General features: G+C 55.0%; 15 protein-coding genes and 2 pseudogenes. 13 read left to right on the top strand and 4 right to left on the bottom strand.

Annotated features, from left to right (window positions below; genetic code table 11):
- Positions 1-11: 11 nt before the first annotated feature.
- Positions 12-2798 carry a two component system sensor kinase gene (locus NTD87_RS04980; protein ID WP_262112280.1) on the bottom strand — a complete coding sequence of 929 codons (2787 nt, stop codon included), beginning with the start codon at positions 2796-2798 and terminating at the stop codon, positions 12-14.
- A gap of 183 nt (positions 2799-2981) precedes the next feature.
- Between NTD87_RS04980 and NTD87_RS04975 the strand changes: the two genes are divergently transcribed.
- The 13 genes and pseudogenes from NTD87_RS04975 to NTD87_RS27990 all read left to right on the top strand — a co-directional run bounded on the left by NTD87_RS04975 (position 2982) and on the right by NTD87_RS27990 (position 13527).
- Positions 2982-3347, top strand: a complete 366-nt coding sequence (locus NTD87_RS04975; protein ID WP_262112278.1) for a hypothetical protein — start codon at positions 2982-2984, stop codon at positions 3345-3347.
- A complete protein-coding gene (locus NTD87_RS04970; RefSeq protein WP_262112277.1) occupies positions 3347-5401 on the top strand; it encodes an EscV/YscV/HrcV family type III secretion system export apparatus protein in 2055 nt (684 codons plus the stop codon). The genes NTD87_RS04975 and NTD87_RS04970 overlap by 1 nt, the downstream gene beginning before the upstream one ends.
- Position 5402: 1 nt before the next feature.
- The gene (locus NTD87_RS04965; RefSeq protein ID WP_262112276.1) at positions 5403-6743 is read left to right on the top strand and encodes an EscN/YscN/HrcN family type III secretion system ATPase; all 1341 of its coding nucleotides are present in this window, start codon (positions 5403-5405) and stop codon (positions 6741-6743) included.
- Positions 6722-7105, top strand: a complete 384-nt coding sequence (locus NTD87_RS04960; protein WP_262112275.1) for a hypothetical protein — start codon at positions 6722-6724, stop codon at positions 7103-7105. Before NTD87_RS04965 ends, NTD87_RS04960 begins: the two co-directional genes overlap by 22 nt.
- 3 nt (positions 7106-7108) lie before the next feature.
- Complete coding sequence (locus NTD87_RS04955) at positions 7109-7573, top strand: hypothetical protein (RefSeq protein ID WP_262112274.1); 465 nt, start codon at positions 7109-7111, stop codon at positions 7571-7573.
- Entirely contained in the window at positions 7551-8510 is a 960-nt protein-coding gene (gene sctQ, locus NTD87_RS04950) for a type III secretion system cytoplasmic ring protein SctQ (protein WP_262112273.1), read from the top strand. Before NTD87_RS04955 ends, sctQ begins: the two co-directional genes overlap by 23 nt.
- Positions 8511-8591: 81 nt before the next feature.
- Positions 8592-9242, top strand: coding sequence for a type III secretion system export apparatus subunit SctR (gene sctR, locus NTD87_RS04945; RefSeq protein ID WP_262112272.1), 651 nt, complete (start codon positions 8592-8594; stop codon positions 9240-9242).
- A 13-nt stretch (positions 9243-9255) separates the two neighbouring features.
- Positions 9256-9525 (top strand): type III secretion system export apparatus subunit SctS, encoded by a 270-nt coding sequence (gene sctS, locus NTD87_RS04940; RefSeq protein WP_124320327.1) that lies wholly within the window; start codon positions 9256-9258, stop codon positions 9523-9525.
- 2 nt (positions 9526-9527) lie between these two features.
- Positions 9528-10316: a type III secretion system export apparatus subunit SctT gene (gene sctT / locus NTD87_RS04935; RefSeq protein WP_262112271.1), complete on the top strand. Its 789-nt coding sequence runs from the start codon at positions 9528-9530 to the stop codon at positions 10314-10316.
- A complete protein-coding gene (locus NTD87_RS04930; RefSeq protein WP_262112270.1) occupies positions 10313-11365 on the top strand; it encodes an EscU/YscU/HrcU family type III secretion system export apparatus switch protein in 1053 nt (350 codons plus the stop codon). The genes sctT and NTD87_RS04930 overlap by 4 nt, the downstream gene beginning before the upstream one ends.
- Complete coding sequence (locus NTD87_RS04925) at positions 11352-12131, top strand: lytic transglycosylase domain-containing protein (protein WP_262112269.1); 780 nt, start codon at positions 11352-11354, stop codon at positions 12129-12131. The genes NTD87_RS04930 and NTD87_RS04925 overlap by 14 nt, the downstream gene beginning before the upstream one ends.
- A gap of 492 nt (positions 12132-12623) precedes the next feature.
- Positions 12624-12846 (top strand): annotated as a pseudogene (locus NTD87_RS04920) (IS3 family transposase); the annotation flags it as partial.
- 462 nt (positions 12847-13308) lie between these two features.
- Complete coding sequence (locus NTD87_RS27990; protein WP_410017462.1) at positions 13309-13527, top strand: carbon storage regulator; 219 nt, start codon at positions 13309-13311, stop codon at positions 13525-13527.
- 441 nt (positions 13528-13968) lie between these two features.
- On the opposite strand, the gene NTD87_RS04915 is transcribed toward NTD87_RS27990, so the two are convergent.
- The 3 genes and pseudogenes from NTD87_RS04915 to NTD87_RS04905 form a co-directional block, all read right to left on the bottom strand.
- Positions 13969-14880 (bottom strand): cation diffusion facilitator family transporter, encoded by a 912-nt coding sequence (locus tag NTD87_RS04915; RefSeq protein WP_262112268.1) that lies wholly within the window; start codon positions 14878-14880, stop codon positions 13969-13971.
- Between the two features lie 597 nt (positions 14881-15477).
- Positions 15478-16330: pseudogene (locus NTD87_RS04910) on the bottom strand (agmatine/peptidylarginine deiminase).
- A gap of 340 nt (positions 16331-16670) precedes the next feature.
- A complete protein-coding gene (locus tag NTD87_RS04905; RefSeq protein WP_262112266.1) occupies positions 16671-17102 on the bottom strand; it encodes a hypothetical protein in 432 nt (143 codons plus the stop codon).
- Between the last annotated feature and the right edge of the window lie 622 nt (positions 17103-17724).

The following is a 17724-nucleotide window of genomic DNA, read 5'->3' as shown; positions in this document are numbered from 1 at the left end:
CTGCACATCACTTATTTAGTCTGCTGGATCAGCCAGCCGAGGTCGCTTATATCCTTGCTGCTCGGCCAGTTGCCCTGATGGATCTGTATTTCTTGCTGCTCCACCAGTTCGCACACCAAGTCCAGGCCGCCCTGCCCGGCACAGCCTTTGAGGGTATGTAACAAGTCCAGCAACTGCGCTCGCTCATTCGCCTGCGTGGACTCGACAATAGCGTTGTGAAGGGTCTCAAGCGTCTCATAAAGCTTGCTGCGCAAGGCTGCGTCAGCGAGATTGAAGAGTGGCTGTTGCAGTCCCTGGTTCGGTGCAAGATCGATATCACGCGCGAGTTGCAGCGATACGGCCTGCCCGACCCCGACCGCGAGTTGCTCAAGGCTGACGGGCTTTGCCAGGTATCCATTCATACCGGCCGCCCTGGCCCTGTCGCGCTCGGCAGGTAACGCATTGGCCGTTAGCGCCATGATCGGCACATCCTGATCGAGCATCCCGCTCGCCACGTCACGCCAATGCCTTGTGACCTGCAAACCATCCATCTCAGGCATACGGATATCCATCAAGACCAGGTCGAAAACCTGCTCACGCCCCAGTTGCAATGCCTCCTCACCCGTTGCAGCCGTTTGCGTCTGATGTCCAAGCTCGCGAAGCATCTTGCCGACGATGTCGCGATTGATCGGCATGTCGTCGACAATCAACACCTTGAGCGTCCACGGACAGGGAGCAATCGACACGACTTCCTCACCTGGCATTTTTTCTTCGAAGACAATGGCGCTCACCTTTTGCCGCAGTCTGCCAGGCAAATAGCCCAGCTCCGGCATATCAAGCAATGGAGAATCGCCCGTTTCGACCTGAAGCCCCCAGATGCGCAACTGCTGATGCAACGTCGCCGGTGCGACGAGGCTCGCTGTGAATGCCAAGGGTGGCAAGGAGGGCTCGTGCAGGGGTAGTAACAACATAAAGCACGATCCAACACCCACCTGACTGTCGAGTAAAATTTCCCCCCCCATCAAATTGGCAAGCCGCGAAGCGATCGCCAACCCAAGCCCACTGCCGTTGTCGTGCGCCCGGACTTGGATGAACGGCATGAAAATGTCCAGCTGGCTTTCTTCCGGGATACCTTTACCCGTATCCCGGACCGTAATCACCAGCATGTCCGCACGCCGTTCCACCCGTACGTAAATCCCTCCGGATGAGGTGAACTTCACCGCATTGCCCAACAGGTTAATCAGAATCTGTTGCACGCGCAGGCCATCGAGCAACAACGACTGTGGCACGTCGGCCGCCACCAGCGTCTGCAACTCCAGGCGTTTTTCCTGGGCACGCAAATTGATCGTCAATAGCACTTGATCGAGCATGGGCAAAATTGCCGTCTGCTCATACGACAGCTCCAACTGCCCCGCTTCGATACGGGAGAAATCCAGGAGATTATTGACAATACTTAGCAAAAAACCGGACGACTGCCGCGCGGTACTGACCAGTTCCTGTTGATGCACGGATAATGAACTGAGCTCAAGCAAACTGAGCGCGCCGACGATGCCGTTCAATGGCGTGCGTATCTCATGGCTAATACTCGTCAGATGCTCGCTTTTGCGATCATTGGCTCGCTCTGCAATACGTTTGGCTACATCAAGTTCGCGGGTCCGCTCACCAACTTTATCTTCGAGCGTCTGATAGTAAGCATTGAGGGTTTTGAGCAGAGTATTGTAGGCACTGGCAATCCGTCCGAGCTCGTCCTTGCGGCCTTCCGGCAGCCGATAGCTCAAGTCAGTCACTTTTTTCTGGCGATTGATGATCTCAACAATATGACGCAACGGTCGCCCAAGCCACCGCTGTAAAATGAATGCTATGACGATCAATAACAGCACCTGCGCCAAAAGCGTCCACGGCAGCGTAGAGCCCAACAATGAAAGTACCCGGCTCATCACCGCATCACTTGGAGCGACTGCCGTCAATTGCCACCCAGGCCCCTTGAGCGGAGTGCACTCTACGAAAAAACCCGCGACACGGGTGGACCACGACTGATGACAGTCCGGCAGCCGCCCCTTCAATGCAAGTAACGCGGGGGTTTTGCCAAAGTCGCTCCACAGTTGAGCGCCTGAACTGTCACGCAAAATGTAAAAAAACTCGTACTTACGCAGGTTCAGGTCATCGATACGCAGCAATTGACCTGCCTGTACATTTGAGCGGGAGTTTCCTGCGATAACGGCGCTGCGTAAAAAGCCACTGGCATCCTTGAATGCGGCTCCCCAGCGATAGCCATCGGTCATTGAAGCGTATTGGAGCGATGAAAGTGCCTGCATTCTGATTCTCATATCGGCGGGAGATGAGATATCCGGTGTGTAAAAAAATACCCCCTTGCCTGGCAACAACAGAAAGGTATCGATCCGATTCACAGGATCAGAATTGCCAAATATTTCAATGACCTCTCCTTCTGCCGCAATACTCGCCATGTCCACCGTCACGCCTTCGAACGGGACAAATACCGTGTGCTTGAGCGTGACGGCCTTATCGCTTGGCATACACGTACGCGTACACAGTTCCCCCAAAAGCCGGAGCAACGTGTTGACTCTGATTTGGGCGAACTCATAGCGCCGGCTTTCTTCCTCGGAAACCGATTTCAACTCCCAGGCCAAGTCGTTACGGATCTCGGCCTCCGTTTTGGTATAGCGGTAATAAAAACTGATCCCCTCGGACAATAACCAGAAGGCACTCATCGCGCAGGCAAGTGTGACGATGACCCGCCTGGTCAGTGAAGCCTCCCAAAGTTTGTGCATGCAGATGACGACCTCGACAGTCTGCGCCACGAATAGCGCCAAAAGGGCTGCGCCAGAGATGGCGCTTTGTGATTCAGGTATTTACCGGATGGCTCGAAGGCCTGCCAATCGTAGATGATCGGCTCTAGCTTAGCGTAACCACGACAGGCCCTTGCCATATGGATACATGGGTGCGCCTGAATGGTGACACTCTTAAATAGAACGAGGATGCGGATGGACCTACAAACGGAACGCCGGCTTGAACAGTTCCTGCGCCTGTCGGACGTTCCTGCCGATCGCATCGAGCCGCGCATGGAGTTCTCGTTACCGCCTTTTCGGCTGTATATCGAGTATACCAATGGCCGCCTACTGTTATCGCTGGCCCGCAAAGTCGAAGCCTGCCGCCGCACCCATACACTGAAAACCCTGTTGGGACGCTGCCAGCCGGCATGCACCCAAGGCGTACCGCTACGGGCCTATGCACTGGGCGATCATCAGGTGCTCAGCTGCGGACTCGTACCAGGCAGTGATGTCAATCAGTGGATAATGTGCCTGCAAACCATGCGCCGCCTGCTCGCAACCCATGCAGGAGAATCCTAATGAAGCGGCTCAGCTCTTGGCTCTCGATCGCGGCCGGCCGCCAGGATATTGTGCTTGCAGTGTTGTTGCTGCTCGCCGTGTTCATGATGATCGTCCCGTTACCGACCGGACTCGTCGATCTGCTGATCGCAATCAACCTGACCATCTCGATCGTTCTGTTGATGATGGCACTGTACATCCGCGAGCCGTTGGAGTTCTCGACCTTCCCGGCCGTATTGCTGATCACCACCCTCTTTCGCCTTGCACTGACCATCAGCACGACCCGCCTGATTCTTCTGCAAGCCGACGCGGGTGAAATCGTCTACACCTTCGGCAGTTTCGCCGTCGGCGGCAGCCTGGGGGTCGGCCTGATCGTCTTCATGATCATCACGATCGTACAGTTCATCGTCATTACCAAAGGCTCGGAGCGTGTCGCGGAAGTCGGTGCGCGCTTTTCCCTAGATGCCATGCCGGGCAAGCAGATGAGTATCGACGGCGATATGCGCGCCGGGATCATCGATGCAAACGAAGCCCGTCGTCAGCGTGGACTCGTACAAAAAGAAAGTCAGCTGTACGGCGCGATGGACGGCGCGATGAAGTTCGTCAAAGGCGATGCAATAGCCGGCATCATCATTATCCTCGTCAACATCCTGGGGGGTACCGCTGTTGGCGTGTTCGTTCACGAAATGAGCGCCAGTACAGCGATGTCGACCTACGCCATCCTGTCCATCGGTGATGGTTTGATCAGCCAGATTCCCGCGCTACTGATCTCGATCACCGCCGGTATTATCGTCACCCGTGTGCCTGGCGAACAACGCAAGAACCTGGCCAGCGATCTGAGCGAGCAAATAGCCAGACAACCGCAAGCCTTGAGTCTCGCCGCCGGGGTGTTGCTGGTATTTGCGCTGATACCGGGCTTTCCGGTCATTTACTTCGCCGCACTTGCCGCCGCTATCTACGGAGGCTCCTGGTGGATCAAAAAACGCCTGCGCCGCAGCGGTGTGCAATCAGGGACCGCACCGCTTCATTCGCAAGCGGGTTCGGATGCGGGGGCTTTACAAAGTTCGATGACACCGGGGGCCATACCTCTGATGGTACGGGTTGCCAGTGATCTGGCGCGCTCAGGGTCATTCGATGAAGCGTTCGGCCAATTGCGCCAGAAGAAATTCGAACAACTGGGCATCCCCCTGCCCGACATCCATCTACAGACTGACAACACACTTGAACCCGGCACGTTACAGGTTCTGCTCTATCAGGAGCCGGTCCTCACCGTCACGGTACCAGAGCAGATGTTGCTCGCCGATGCGCACTCGACGACGCTCGCGCAAGCAGTGCACACGAACAAACTGCCCTTCGGCGGCCAGGTCCTGCAATGGATCGATCCCGTGCAAGGTGAAGCATTGGCAGCGCTGGGTATCACCCTCTACCGTGACAAAGCACGCATCGTGCACTGTTTATCGCTTGTCATAGACCGCTATGCCGCCGATTTTGTCGGCGTGCAAGAAACGCGTTTTCTCATGGACTCCATGGAGAACAACTACGCCGAGCTGGTCAAGGAAGTGCAACGGCAAATGCCTATCGGGCGGATTGCCGATGTCCTGCAGCGACTGGTTGGCGAGGGTGTATCGATCCGCGACCTGCGAAGCATTCTCGAGGCGCTGATCGAGTGGGCGCCACGGGAAAAAGACCCGATCATGCTCGCCGAATACGTACGCGTTGCATTGCGCCGCCATATTGCCACCCGATACCGCGGCAACCAGCCCTGGATAAGCGGCTGGATGCTCGGTGACCGTATTGAAAACATGGTACGTGAATCGATCCGGCAAACGGCTGCCGGGTCTTACTCGACATTGGATGCGCAACAGAACCGGGCAATCATCGACGGCATTCGCGAAAGGATCAGCGACGGCGACACACGTCGCGCCGTACTGATGACCGCGATCGATGTACGGCGCTTTGTCCGCAAGATTGTTGAGCGCGAGTACTCAAGCCTGCACGTCCTGTCATTCCAGGAACTGGGCGATGAAGTTGAGTTGCGCGTGATCGGCAATATCGACCTGATCGCAGAGGCTTGATATGCGCGCTCCCAATCTTGCCGTCATCCAGGCACTGCTAAATGACCGGCCCGCACACACGGCTGCCAGCGCCACAACAACCGAAGTGGGCGAAAGCCTCTGCGGACGCATTACCGAAGTCGGTCCAACGCTTCTGCGTGCATCTCTCCCAGGTGTCGGGCTCAGCGAACTGTGCCGGCTGGAGCCCTCCGATATTGAAGCGGAAGTGGTTGCCGTCGAAGGTGATTTCGCGCTGCTGTCGCCGTTCGCCGAACCGCTTGGCGTGACGACCGGCAGCAACGTGCGAGCACTGGGCAGACCACACGAAATCGCCTTGGGGGAGTTTTTGCTCGGCACCGTTGTCGATGGCCTGGGCCGCTCACTCGACGGTACGGATGCGCCGCAGAATTGCCTGTGGCGTGGCATTGAACGCACCGCACCGCCAGCCCTCACCCGACCGATTATCGATACACCCCTGCCACTGGGTGTACGGGCTATCGACGGTATTCTGACCTGCGGCGTTGGCCAGAGGATCGGCATTTTCGCCGCCGCTGGCGGCGGAAAAAGCACATTACTGGGGATGATTTGCGATGGCAGCCTGGCCGATGTGATTGTGTTGGCGCTGATCGGTGAGCGCGGCCGTGAGGTTCGTGAGTTTCTTGAGCACACGCTGTCTGCAGCTGCGCGTAAACGCACCATTGTGGTGGTCTCGACCTCGGATCGCCCTGCGCTGGAACGGCTGAAGGCTGCTTATACCGCGACCACCATCGCCGAATATTTCCGCGATCAAGGCAAGAACGTGCTGCTGATGATGGACTCACTCACGCGTTTTGCCCGCGCTTCCCGGGAAATCGGCCTGGCCGCCGGAGAGCCGTCCGCGGCCGGTAGTTATCCACCCAGCTTTTTCGCCCGGCTACCGCGCCTGCTTGAACGTGCCGGACCCGCGGCCATCGGTAGCATCACGGGTATCTACACCGTGCTCGTCGAGGGCGACAACCTGAACGAACCGGTGGCCGACGAAGTCCGCTCGATCCTCGATGGTCATATTGTGCTATCGCGCAAGCTCGCCGAAGCCAATCACTATCCGGCAATTGATATCGGCGCCAGTGTGAGCCGGGTCATGGGGCAGATCGTCAATGCCGAACATCGCAACCTGGCCGGCCGGTTACGTCGCCTGATGGCCGCCTACAAGGAGATCGAGCTACTGGTCAGAGTCGGAGAATACCAAGAGGGTCAAGACAACGAAGCTGATGAGGCGCTCGCCCGTCGGCAGGCCATCAAGGAATTTTTGTGTCAGTCGACCACGGAAAAAAACAGCTTCGAAGAAACGAGCCAACAACTATGCCGAACACTGAAAGCATGACGCTGAGCAGGCTACTCGCACTCAAGCTGCGGCGCGAGCAGAGCCAGCGTGCTGCGCTGGCAACACTCGTGCAGCACGAAGCCGAGCTGCTGCAGAACAAAACCCGATTGCTCGATGAGCGCCGCCATCTCTGGGATGAATGGCGCAGCTGCAGCGCGGCCTCACATGTACTGGACCACAGAACACTGCGGGACCTGAAGATCGAACTCGCCAACTACAGTCAGCATGACCACGCCATCGCAGACCGGCTCGATACCATGCAGACCGAGTGGAGCCGAATGCAGCTCGAGAAAGCTGAGCGTCAGGCACTGCTGCGCAAGCTGATGGTCGAGCAAGAAAAACTGAAAATGCTTCTGGAGTAAATGATGACCTACCTCAAGGCTGTACCTGGCGTCATAAAGCGTTATACGGGCCAACATTCATCAAGCGAGGATGCCGACGACAATCAACAGCGCTATTTCAGTGAGCTGTTGCGAAAGCCTGTAACCCTGTATGAGACCGTGGCCCGAAATACATTCGAACCAAAGGACCGGCAACGGTCCCGGCCAGATCTGGCGCCAGCATTCGCACCTCAGGTCGCGACTCTCTCTCGACTCGGCCGGTTTAACCCCGACACACTCAATCTACGTCTGACCAACGGCCCACTGGCTGGCCTGGAGATCGAAGCAAGCGCACATGGGAGTCTTCTGGCGCTGCGGATAACGGTCACTGATCTCAGGTACTTCGAGCGTATCGCCGGACCTCGAAAAATACTCGAGAGCGAACTCGCCGCGCTGTTCAATCGCCCCGTGACACTGGAGGTCTGCAGTGCAACTGCCGAGTCTGAGTGAATCTGCCGGTCAACTACTGCGCAAGATCGGCGCCGGCCGACGCCTGGAGCAGGTCGATGGCACATTGACGATGACCTACAGCATGGCGGGTGGTGATGGCCTGATTCTGAGCGCTGAGGTCCTGGGTCAACCTGTACGCCTGTGGTTAATGCCCGACCACTGGTGCCGCTGGATCAGCCCTGTGCTCAGCGTACCGGCCTGGCCAGCAGTCCCTGTCGAGTTGCATAGCCTGTTGGCCGCCTGGACGCTGGCCTCGGCGGGGGCCGTCCTGTGCGACAGCAATATGGCCTGGCCTATAGGCGCTACCATAGAACCCGGTCATGTCGAAACGACCCCGTACTGGTGCCTGCGAATCGAACGCGAGGGCTGTCGACTCGACGCCTGGATACTCGATGCCCCCCTGGTTTGGCTCGATACGCTTGCCGAGGCTTTCACACCGCTTCAAACAACCGAGGAAACCGGCGTGCGGCGCATCCCCGTTCCGCTAGTGGCCGGCTGGAGCCGTATTGATGAGCAGGCGCTCAAGCGCTTGAGCCCAGGTGATGGGTTACTGCTGCAACATGGCTACCTGATCGCCGACGGCGAACTGGGTTTATTCATGAACCGCCCACTCGCCACCCTGGCAGGTGGCGACACCGGCATTCATACCCTTAAGGATGTAATGAACGACTTCAACGATTGGCTCGACATGACCCCCATAGCACCCGAAGCAGGCTCCAGCTTGCGCCCTGATGTACTGGTCACCGTGGTTGCCCAGGTGGCCTCGATCGAGGTTCCACTGGATACGCTGGTCAATCTCAGGGCCGGCGACATCCTGGAGGGGCCTGTGCGCACCGAGGACTTCATCACCTTGAAAGTGGCCGGAAGAACGATTGCCCATGGCCTGCTGCTGGATATCAATGGCCGACTGGTAGTGAGGATCGAGCGCCTCGTCTGAAAACTCAGGTTTGTGCCTGATAGGCGGGTTGTGGCGCGAGCTCGATAATAGAGGGCAAGACGAGCCTCCCGGAGTTTACAGATGGGCCTGCTGGACCAACCTCTACAACTGATCGCTCTGCTGTCCGCTGTCTCGATTTTGCCCCTCCTGCTCATACTGGGGACGTCATTTCTGAAACTGGCGGTGGTCTTTTCGCTACTGCGCAACGCCCTCGGCATCCAGCAGATCCCGCCTAATATCGCGTTGTATGGCCTGGCGCTGATCCTGACAATGTTCATCATGGCGCCGGTCGGCCTCGAAATTCAGGACAACCTGGCGGCCAACCCCATTCAAATCGAATCCAAGGACTTCATCCAGCAGGTCGAAGCCGGAGTATTCGCACCGTATCGCGAGTTTCTCGAGCGCAACACGGCGCCGGATCAGGCGCATTTTTTTTCAAACATCGGACATGAAATATGGCCAGAAAAATACCGCGATCGTATCCCTGACAATTCGCTTCTGGTGCTGATGCCGGCCTTTACCGTCAGCCAGTTGATTGAAGCCTTCAAGATTGGTCTGTTGCTGTATTTGCCCTTCGTCGCGATCGATCTCATTGTCTCCAACGTGCTGCTGGCCATGGGCATGATGATGGTCTCGCCGATGACGATATCGATGCCGCTCAAGCTGCTGGTTTTCGTTTTGATGAACGGCTGGGAAAAGTTGCTCGGCCAGTTGATGCTTTCGTTTACCTGACGGTGATAGTGCAATGAGTGAAGCCCTGATCACCCAACTGGCCATGCAAATGATGTGGCTGGTCCTGCTTCTATCGCTCCCGGTCGTGGTCGTCGCTTCCGTGGTCGGGGTACTGGTCAGCCTGATCCAGGCCTTGACCCAGGTGCAGGATCAAACTATTCAGTTCCTGATCAAACTGGTGGCCGTCGCTGTCACGCTCGCGATGACCTTTAACTGGATGGGCGACATCCTGCTCAACTACGCCAATCGATCATTCGATCTGATCAATCAGATGAGAGTCTGAGCGTGGAATCACTCACCCAATGGCTACCTATGCTCGGGCTCTGCATGCTGCGCCCGTTGGGTGTCATGCTGATGGTGCCACTGTTCAATCAGGCTACGCTTGGCGGCACACTGGTACGCAATGCCCTGGTGTTGATGATTGCCCTGCCGCTGATCCCGCTCCACGACACGTGGCCCACGCTACAGGCGGCACGCGAGAACGTCACTGCTTGGCACTACCTGCTGATTATCTGCGGTGAACTGAGCATCGGTTTGCTGATCGGTTTTTGCGCGGCCATTCCTTTCTGGGCACTCGACATGGCCGGCTTTCTGATCGATACCCTGCGTGGCGCATCGATGGCCAGCGTGCTCAATCCGCTTCTGGGTCAGCAATCTTCGCTGTTCGGCATTCTGTTTACCCAAGTCTTCAGCCTACTGTTTCTGGTGACTGGCGGCTTCAACGAACTGATCGCCGCGATCTATCACTCCTACGCAACACTGCCTCCGGGCGAGGTCTTTCGCTTTGGTCCTGGCTTTCTCGCTTTTTTGTCGCGGGAATGGCAACTGATGTATGAGTTATGCCTACGCTTCTCGATGCCCGCGATCGTCGCCATTCTCCTGGTCGACATGGCGCTTGGATTCGTCAATCGCTCGGCGCAGCAACTGAATGTGTTTTTCCTGTCGATGCCGATCAAGAGCGCATTCGCCCTGCTGATGCTGGTCATGGGGCTGGGTTTTGCGTTTCAGGCCCCCCTTGAACGCAGTACACAATTCGTGCAGTACACGCTCACGCTTCTGGATCATTTGCGATGAGTGAGAAAACCGAAAAACCCACCGCGAAAAAACTCCGCGAGGCCCGCGCCAAAGGACAGGTCGCCAAGAGCGTTGAAATTACAAGCGGCGTACAACTCGCGGTACTGCTCGGTTACTTTACGTTCGAAGGCGAACCTCTGCTCGAAAGTTTCGAAGCATTGCTCGACGCAACGATCAACGCCATCAATCTTGAGCTGGCCTCGGCAATCGATCAGTTGAGTGGCCTGTTCGCCAGCATCGTTCTGCGCTTTGTGGGCGGTATCGCCGCTCTTGTGATCGTCATGACCATCGTCGCTGTCATTGCACAGATAGGTCCACTGCTGGCACCCGAGGCAATAAAACCCTCGTTGGAGAAGGTCAATCCGCTAGCGAATGCCAAGCAAATGTTTTCCATGCGTAGTCTATTCGAGTTCGCTAAATCACTCACCAAGGTCGCATTATTGTCGCTCATATTCTTCTACCTCATTCGTCAATATGCCCCCTCGATCCAGTTCCTGCCCTTGTGTGGAGTTGCTTGCGGCCTGGCGGTCAGCACGCAACTACTTTACTGGATGTGGGCTGCCTTGATCGGCTTCTACGTGATTTTCGGCATCGCCGACTTCGCGTTCCAACGTTACAACACCCAACAGCAATTGATGATGTCACTGGAAGATATCAAGCAGGAATTCAAGAACTCCGAAGGCAACCCGGAAATGAAACAAAAGCGCAAAGAAGTTCACCGAGAAGTACAAAGCGGTAGCCTCGCAGCGAATGTTGCGAAGTCCACAGCCGTGGTGCGCAACCCCACTCATATCGCGGTCTGTCTTTACTTCCGGCCGGGTGAAACCCCCTTACCGCAAGTGATCGAAATCGGCCACGATGAAGTCGCATTACACATAGTCGCACTCGCCGAGAAAGCCGGTATTCCGGTTGTCGAGAACATCGGTGTCGCCCGCGCCCTCGCCGCCCGGACAGAGGTAGGTCGCTACATTCCAGCGGAATTGTTCGAGCCCGTCGCTCATATTCTGCGTATCGCAATGAAATTGGATTATGACAATGAAGAGCAATGATCGCGTCGCAGGATTGGCGCTGAAAATGCTACAGCGATCCAGCATTATCACCGGCCTTTGCGTACTGTTCGCCAGTGCTCTGTTCAAATCTGCATTCGCACAAGACCCGCTGTTAAATGCCCCTCTAGTCTGGACACGTGGTGATCCAGGCATTGACATGCCCTCGGCCCCGGTTCAAGCGTCACAAGCAACACCTGCGGCGGTGCCGATCCCCCCTCAATCTATTGGCGTCTCCCCGAAACAGTTCACCGACACTCGCTACGACCGGATCATTGACACAGTGGCCAACGAACTCCAGCTGGATGCGCGACTGCTGCATGCAATGGTCCACGTAGAGTCACACTATAATTCGAACGCCGTTTCACCTAAGGGGGCGCTCGGTTTAATGCAGGTGATGCCCGCCACAGGTAAGCGATTCGGCTGTTCAGATCTGCAAAACTCGCACAGCAATGTTCGCGCTGGCGCAACCTATTTAAAATGGCTGCTCGATCACTTCGATCATAACCTCGAACTTGCGGTGGCCGCGTACAACGCCGGAGAAGGCGCGGTCGAAAAATACGGCCGCCAGATACCGCCCTACCCCGAGACCCGCAATTACGTCAAGAAAGTACTGGCCCGCTATCGGTATGATCCGGCAGCGTTGTCCGTCAATCGCCCGGTGATCTTACAGCCTCCAGCACCGACATCAGCGCCCCGAACATTTGCACTTCTGGCTAAACTGACTGGTCTGCTCTTGTCCGCTCCTAATTCGTCGCCATTGAGATAAACCAAGCATCGGTGTAACCGTTTTCCCTGGAGAACATTCTGCATTTCAACACTCGGTGAGCCCCTGGGGAGCAGGCACGCAATGGGCTGGCAAGGATATTTTCATATAGAAATCAATGCTAGGGTCTGTACGAAAACTCGCCGAGCGGCGATCAGGCAAGGCAAAAACAGGCGAGGAACGGCTGGGGTCGCATCCGACTTTAGGGGCCTAAATGAGCAGTATCCGCTGCGCGGCCCCTTCGGGCCGTCCTTCGGACGCTCTCACTCCGTTCGTCCGAGCCTGTTTTTAACGCAGTCTGGTCGACACGCAGGCAGTTTCCGTACAGAGCCTAGTGTGCACAGCACCTAATCATTAATAGACTTTGAAGTCATGCTGTATACGTGCGCCAACGGTTTCAATCGTAGGGATAGGCTCTGCCTCCACGATCATGTTTACAGTGGGCATGACCCTTTAAGGATGCACCATGACTCTCCTAGACTGAACACCTAAGCCCATCGTCTCAGGTGCCGAACTCCGGATATCGAACGCTGCCGCGTAAGCAAGCTTTTCACGCAAAGTCGAAGCGCTGCCGGCAGCCGCAGTATCATGTCCATGGTGCAGGAAGATGGCGAGCAGATCGGATGGTTCAAAGTGTGCAGCACTGATGCGGGAGCTGAGGCTAATCAGTAAACAACCGGGTTCGCATGCCTACAAACAAGCTACGGTTAAGCGGCCAATCGCGAGAAAAATTTACTACAGCTTTAAAAAACGTCCTTTTGAATCAGCCTCCTTTACTCGTTTCAGGTCAACAAAAAAACAAGCCATAGAAAAAAATAGGACTAGTCCTATATCTTCAACATTTAAGACAAGCACAATCATCCCTGCATCAAGATGCTGCTAAAGAACCAACTATGCAAAAGCCAGGAAGACTTAAATGCGGAGGGTCTGCGCAGAGGTCTTAGCTATGAAATGCCATCGGAAAGCCAATAAAATTTTTCGGCATCGATATCGGTTTGCGTGAAGCAAAATATCTTACTTACAAATAATTCTCCTCATCGAGAGGTGACCCGCTCAATGGGCATGAACAGCCGGGTTGTTATGCGCGGGTCAATGTCCAATTCACCTTCCGCAGTCAGACGTTTAACCACTCAGGCTTCCTGGAAGGCAGGAGTTATTACAAAAAACAAGGGAGTCACCAATGTTAGTGCTTAGCTGCAACATCAATAAATCCATACGCATCAACGATGATATAACCATAACGGTACTAGCCGTTGATCTAGAGCACGTAAAACTTAAAATATCGACCCCAAGCGGGGTATCAATACTTCGTCGCGAAGTCTATCTGCAAATCAAAAATGGCGATAATCAAAAGAGCGGAAAACTCGCCCCCCCAAAAATAAATCGGCTCGCGGACTGAACTTTATTCAAAAATAAAACCTTACCGCTCGGCTAACTGGCCCAGCTCTACTCATTCTGCTAGAGACACATATTCACAGAGCGAAGCGATACCTCTAATAATACCCGGCTCAATGGAGAGGTCTGCGGTCTCTCCCGTTGCCTGCACGCTTGATGCAGCTGAGCCGATTTTCCCACGCGTATCCAGCGTCAGTGGCAGCCTCGTCACACACCTTGATGTTTGCGGCGTTTTAAATTGAAGCTTCTAGATCTAGTAGTGCACCAGACGAACCGGGCTGACCATCATTAATGGAAATCAATATTTCTTCAGTATGAAAGTGCGCATCGCGTCGATACCGAATCTGACCTAGTCCATACGGATAACCCGACCCACCGAGTCCTCTGCTTGCTACAGGCTCACCGCGGCACACGCTCTTTCAGTGCCTCAACATGCAGCCAAGGATCAATCCGCCCAGCGCTTCTGAGCCGTGAATGAAATCGACAGCCACCTATCTGGCGATGCCTCTCCAATCTGTATGGCGATCACCTCACGCCAGGAGTCGAGAGTGTCGATAGCCCCCACATCGAACCCTGACGGCAGTATGACGTGGATTTCGATGACTGAAGATCGCCCTACTTCCTGCACATAAGAAGTAAAATCAACGAAGCCATGTTTCTTGACGAATTCACCGACTACTCCCGTCACCGCAGCATCCAAAGAGCGCGGCGAAACCCCAAGAAATTGCTTAACCGCAGGCATTACCCTCCCCAATACACTGAACACCACCAGCGTCGCCGCCAGCAGGAGCGCAACCCCGTCCATATACAGCGAGAGCCAGTCGAATTGGGTTCCCTGTGCCAGCCAAGCGAGACCAAAACCTAGCGCGATAGCCAGCGACATGCAGGAATCGGAGAACCAACCGAGTCCATCCATACGTACCAGTTCCGACCCGACGTCTCGATTCGCTGCACGCAGGTATAAGAAGTAACCGAACTCAAACAGAGCGAAGAATAGCTCAATGAAAAAGACCAACCCGACCGGTATATGGTTGCCTCCATGCACCAAGAGATCAATACCCCGATAGAACGCAAAGGTGGCAGCGAGCAGTAAAAAACCGCACTCGAGAAGGATGATCAGTGGCTCAAAATGCCAATAACCGAACTGGAAACGGGAGCTATTCTGCTTGGCAATCAAGGACGCGACCAGGAACATGACGCTGGAAATCAGGGTCGCCACCATAGTCGAGACGCCATCGAAGAACAGCGAGTTGGACCCGATCACCCCACCGAGGGACATGCAGGCCACTGCGATAATGCCCATCACCCCTGTGGAAATCAGCAGTAGCCATTGTTCACGGTTTAAATTTAACTTCATGGTATTCACTTGTTCATACTACGCCGAGGCGAAGCCAATTATTCTCGTACATAGACGAGCTCAAGGTAAGGAAGATCAACTTCAAGAAACTCAGTCACGGGACTCCACACTAAAGTCATATCAAAAAGCACACAACTTCACATAGAGATCGCCAAAATCGCCACGTCAAATTCAGGCTTGTCCATCCATAAAAACCCTTAAAAAGATCTCCCTATCAGGTGAAGCGCACCTGCCACACAAACTGAACGGTTTAGCTTCAATGAAACTGTAGTGGTCAACTAAGCTCGGCCGCCTATTCTAACTGGACCGGCTGGTCCCCAGCAGTGCTTACACTCCCACGCGGTCGTCGTCGATGCTGTTCGGGTACTGGTTGATAGGCATAGACGGATCGAGATATGCACAACAGACGTCCAATCAACAATGGGCGGCGTAACCTTATAGAGTCCCGAGTTACTTACGTCGAACGAACGAACGAACGAGCACTGCCACACACCGAATACCCATGACACTCCACTGCATGGACAATAAATTCTTTTATTCAAGCGCCCTATATTTAGTTATAAAACGACTTGGTGTAGCTGCACCCAGCACCTCAGGCTATACGGGCGAGGCGGGCTGCTGCTGAGTCATGCAATGAATCCCGCCCCCTCCATGTGCAAGGTTGTTGATCGACACTTGCACCAACGTGCGATCCGGAAAAACCCGCCGCACGGTTCGGCTGCCAACTGATCGGACACCACCCCATAGCTTGGCATCACCACGCCACCTTTGGTGATATAGAAGTTACTGTAAGACGTGCAGAATATGTCACTGCACGCTTCCACCCCCTCAGCCTCATATAAAGAAATCAATTCAAACTTTCGGCCCCGTGCATCTCGCGCCAGTTCGAGGGCGCGGCGATTCTCACGAAACACTTCGGCGTAGGGAGTCGCCTGTTGGCGAGTGGACTCAAGCAACACCCCCCCGGATGGGCAAAGGCGCAAATGCCATCGACATGACCATCTGTGATGTCATCGGTGGCGTCATTCGGATCGCCCGGTAACCAGATCGTCTTCTCGATCCCCAAACACAGTCGGAAGTATTCCTCGACCTCAAGCTTATCCATGCCGTGATTGCGGTTAGCATTCGGCAAGACCGACTCAGTGGTGATCAACGTACCCTCACCGTCGACATGAATAGCACCACCCTCGTTTATCAGCGGCACGACAAGACATTCCAGGCCCTGATTCTCGAGGATGCGCCGTCCCAGGGTTGCATCCAACTCATGCTTGGCCTTGCCACCCCAACCATTGATACCCCAATTGATTCCAGCCACACCATGCTTGGTATGACAGATAAAAGCAGGGCCAGTGTCACGACACCAACTGTCGTTCACCGACAGTGGTATTAGCTTGATAGTCGGCTCACAAAATCTCTCGGCACAAAACATATCATCGGGATGAACGACCATAGCCACCGATGATGGACCGTAGACCGCATATGAGGCATTGACCTTGGCCGTACTGGCAGAAAAATCATGGCAAGTCATCGCGGCGGCATACTGGGCCCAAAGGTGCACACTCCACTGCATCGCCTCACGAGGCTCGCGCCGGAGGACCTCCTTCCTTTTTTGAGTGCTGAGAGTGCAAGGCCGGCCACTTCGAGGCAGGTCGCTCACCCCTTCAAGCCCCTTCTCCTAGAGAGCGCACTACCGACGCCGAGCTCTGTCGCTGATTGCGGAGGTCTTTGGACGTTAATCCATCAGCCAGCAGCAGATACAACATCGGTCATGGTTGCTCAGATGTTGAACGTTACGAACTATAGGTATACTTCTGTTCAATCTGACGCTTTTTCAGTGCATAGGCTTTCATGTCGATTTCCCCGAGACGCAGTTGGCTATCCAGTGCACCCAGCTCTCGCTCCATCAAACGAGCGACATGAGCCTTGGTCGCTTGAAAGTTGATGGATTCAGCCGCCCGATAACCGCTAACCGGATCCCACATCATCGACAGAGGCCAACTCAGTAGATTGACAACCCCCGTACCGTACGAACGACCATAGAAAGAGCCGCCACCAGGCAGCAAGCCGAGAGCAGCCCCCGCACCAGGGCTCTTCTCCTCCAGGACAAGGTTGTTTGCGCGATAATGATTCAACTCATTTTCTTGAAAAGAGTTCAGCCCGCTGGCACAACCAGCGGTAAGAGTGAGCAACGAAGCCACTGTCAAAGTGCGCAGAAAAGACATAACAATTATTCCTCAGGTTACAGATTTGACACTGGGACGATGACCGTACCACCCCAACATATAAAGACTCGGCTAACGCCGAGTCCGAGTATAAGGAGCATGCGGTAACGGACATTACTGCGCTGCCCCTATTACCCTTAGCATGAAGAATCTGATAACTGGTGATAATTGGACTTGTCTGATTATGCTGAGCAAACCACATCGCTCGGTCACGGTGAAGCCATGACATTCAGGACGACCATGAGCGGCAAATCTGCCTTTGAAAACAGTCGTAGTGAATTCCATTACACTTGAGGCCAGCAACCACATGACTTATTCGGCGGGAGTGACCGAATGGCCGCGAAGCGATTGTGAACAGCCCATACTCCGTACCGCCTTGCGATCCTCTGTCAAGTTTCCTCCGCGAGCTTGCAAATAATGTGAGCCGTAATTAGCGTTGATTGAGAGCTCGGCCGCTTCACCGCGAGCCGTTACAGGTAAGGGAATGTAAGCCGGAACCCCAGAAATTTCCGTCCCCCCAACTCCAAACCCGCCACGAGCGCATCCAGGTCGATGAGTTGCCCGTCGCTATGGAACGTGTAGTGTCCGTTCAGGAGGATGTGTCGCCACGCTGCCCGGACCA

Source organism: Pseudomonas sp. 6D_7.1_Bac1 (genome assembly GCF_025465945.1).
GTDB lineage: Bacteria > Pseudomonadota > Gammaproteobacteria > Pseudomonadales > Pseudomonadaceae > Aquipseudomonas.
The sequence above is the reverse complement of the archived record's forward strand: the minus strand, read 5'-3'. Positions and strand labels throughout refer to the sequence as shown.

Excerpts from the sequence above, each read along its gene's own strand:
- NTD87_RS04975 (WP_262112278.1), top strand. The coding sequence starts at position 2,982 with ATGGACCTACAAACGGAACGCCGGCTTGAACAGTTCCTGCGCCTGTCG.
- NTD87_RS04970 (WP_262112277.1), top strand. The coding sequence starts at position 3,347 with ATGAAGCGGCTCAGCTCTTGGCTCTCGATCGCGGCCGGCCGCCAGGAT.
- NTD87_RS04965 (WP_262112276.1), top strand. The coding sequence starts at position 5,403 with ATGCGCGCTCCCAATCTTGCCGTCATCCAGGCACTGCTAAATGACCGG.
- NTD87_RS04960 (WP_262112275.1), top strand. The coding sequence starts at position 6,722 with ATGCCGAACACTGAAAGCATGACGCTGAGCAGGCTACTCGCACTCAAG.
- NTD87_RS04955 (WP_262112274.1), top strand. The coding sequence starts at position 7,109 with ATGACCTACCTCAAGGCTGTACCTGGCGTCATAAAGCGTTATACGGGC.
- sctR (WP_262112272.1), top strand. The coding sequence starts at position 8,592 with ATGGGCCTGCTGGACCAACCTCTACAACTGATCGCTCTGCTGTCCGCT.
- sctS (WP_124320327.1), top strand. The coding sequence starts at position 9,256 with ATGAGTGAAGCCCTGATCACCCAACTGGCCATGCAAATGATGTGGCTG.
- NTD87_RS04930 (WP_262112270.1), top strand. The coding sequence starts at position 10,313 with ATGAGTGAGAAAACCGAAAAACCCACCGCGAAAAAACTCCGCGAGGCC.
- NTD87_RS04925 (WP_262112269.1), top strand. The coding sequence starts at position 11,352 with ATGAAGAGCAATGATCGCGTCGCAGGATTGGCGCTGAAAATGCTACAG.
- NTD87_RS27990 (WP_410017462.1), top strand. The coding sequence starts at position 13,309 with ATGTTAGTGCTTAGCTGCAACATCAATAAATCCATACGCATCAACGAT.
- NTD87_RS04915 (WP_262112268.1), bottom strand. The coding sequence starts at position 14,880 with ATGAAGTTAAATTTAAACCGTGAACAATGGCTACTGCTGATTTCCACA.
- NTD87_RS04905 (WP_262112266.1), bottom strand. The coding sequence starts at position 17,102 with ATGTCTTTTCTGCGCACTTTGACAGTGGCTTCGTTGCTCACTCTTACC.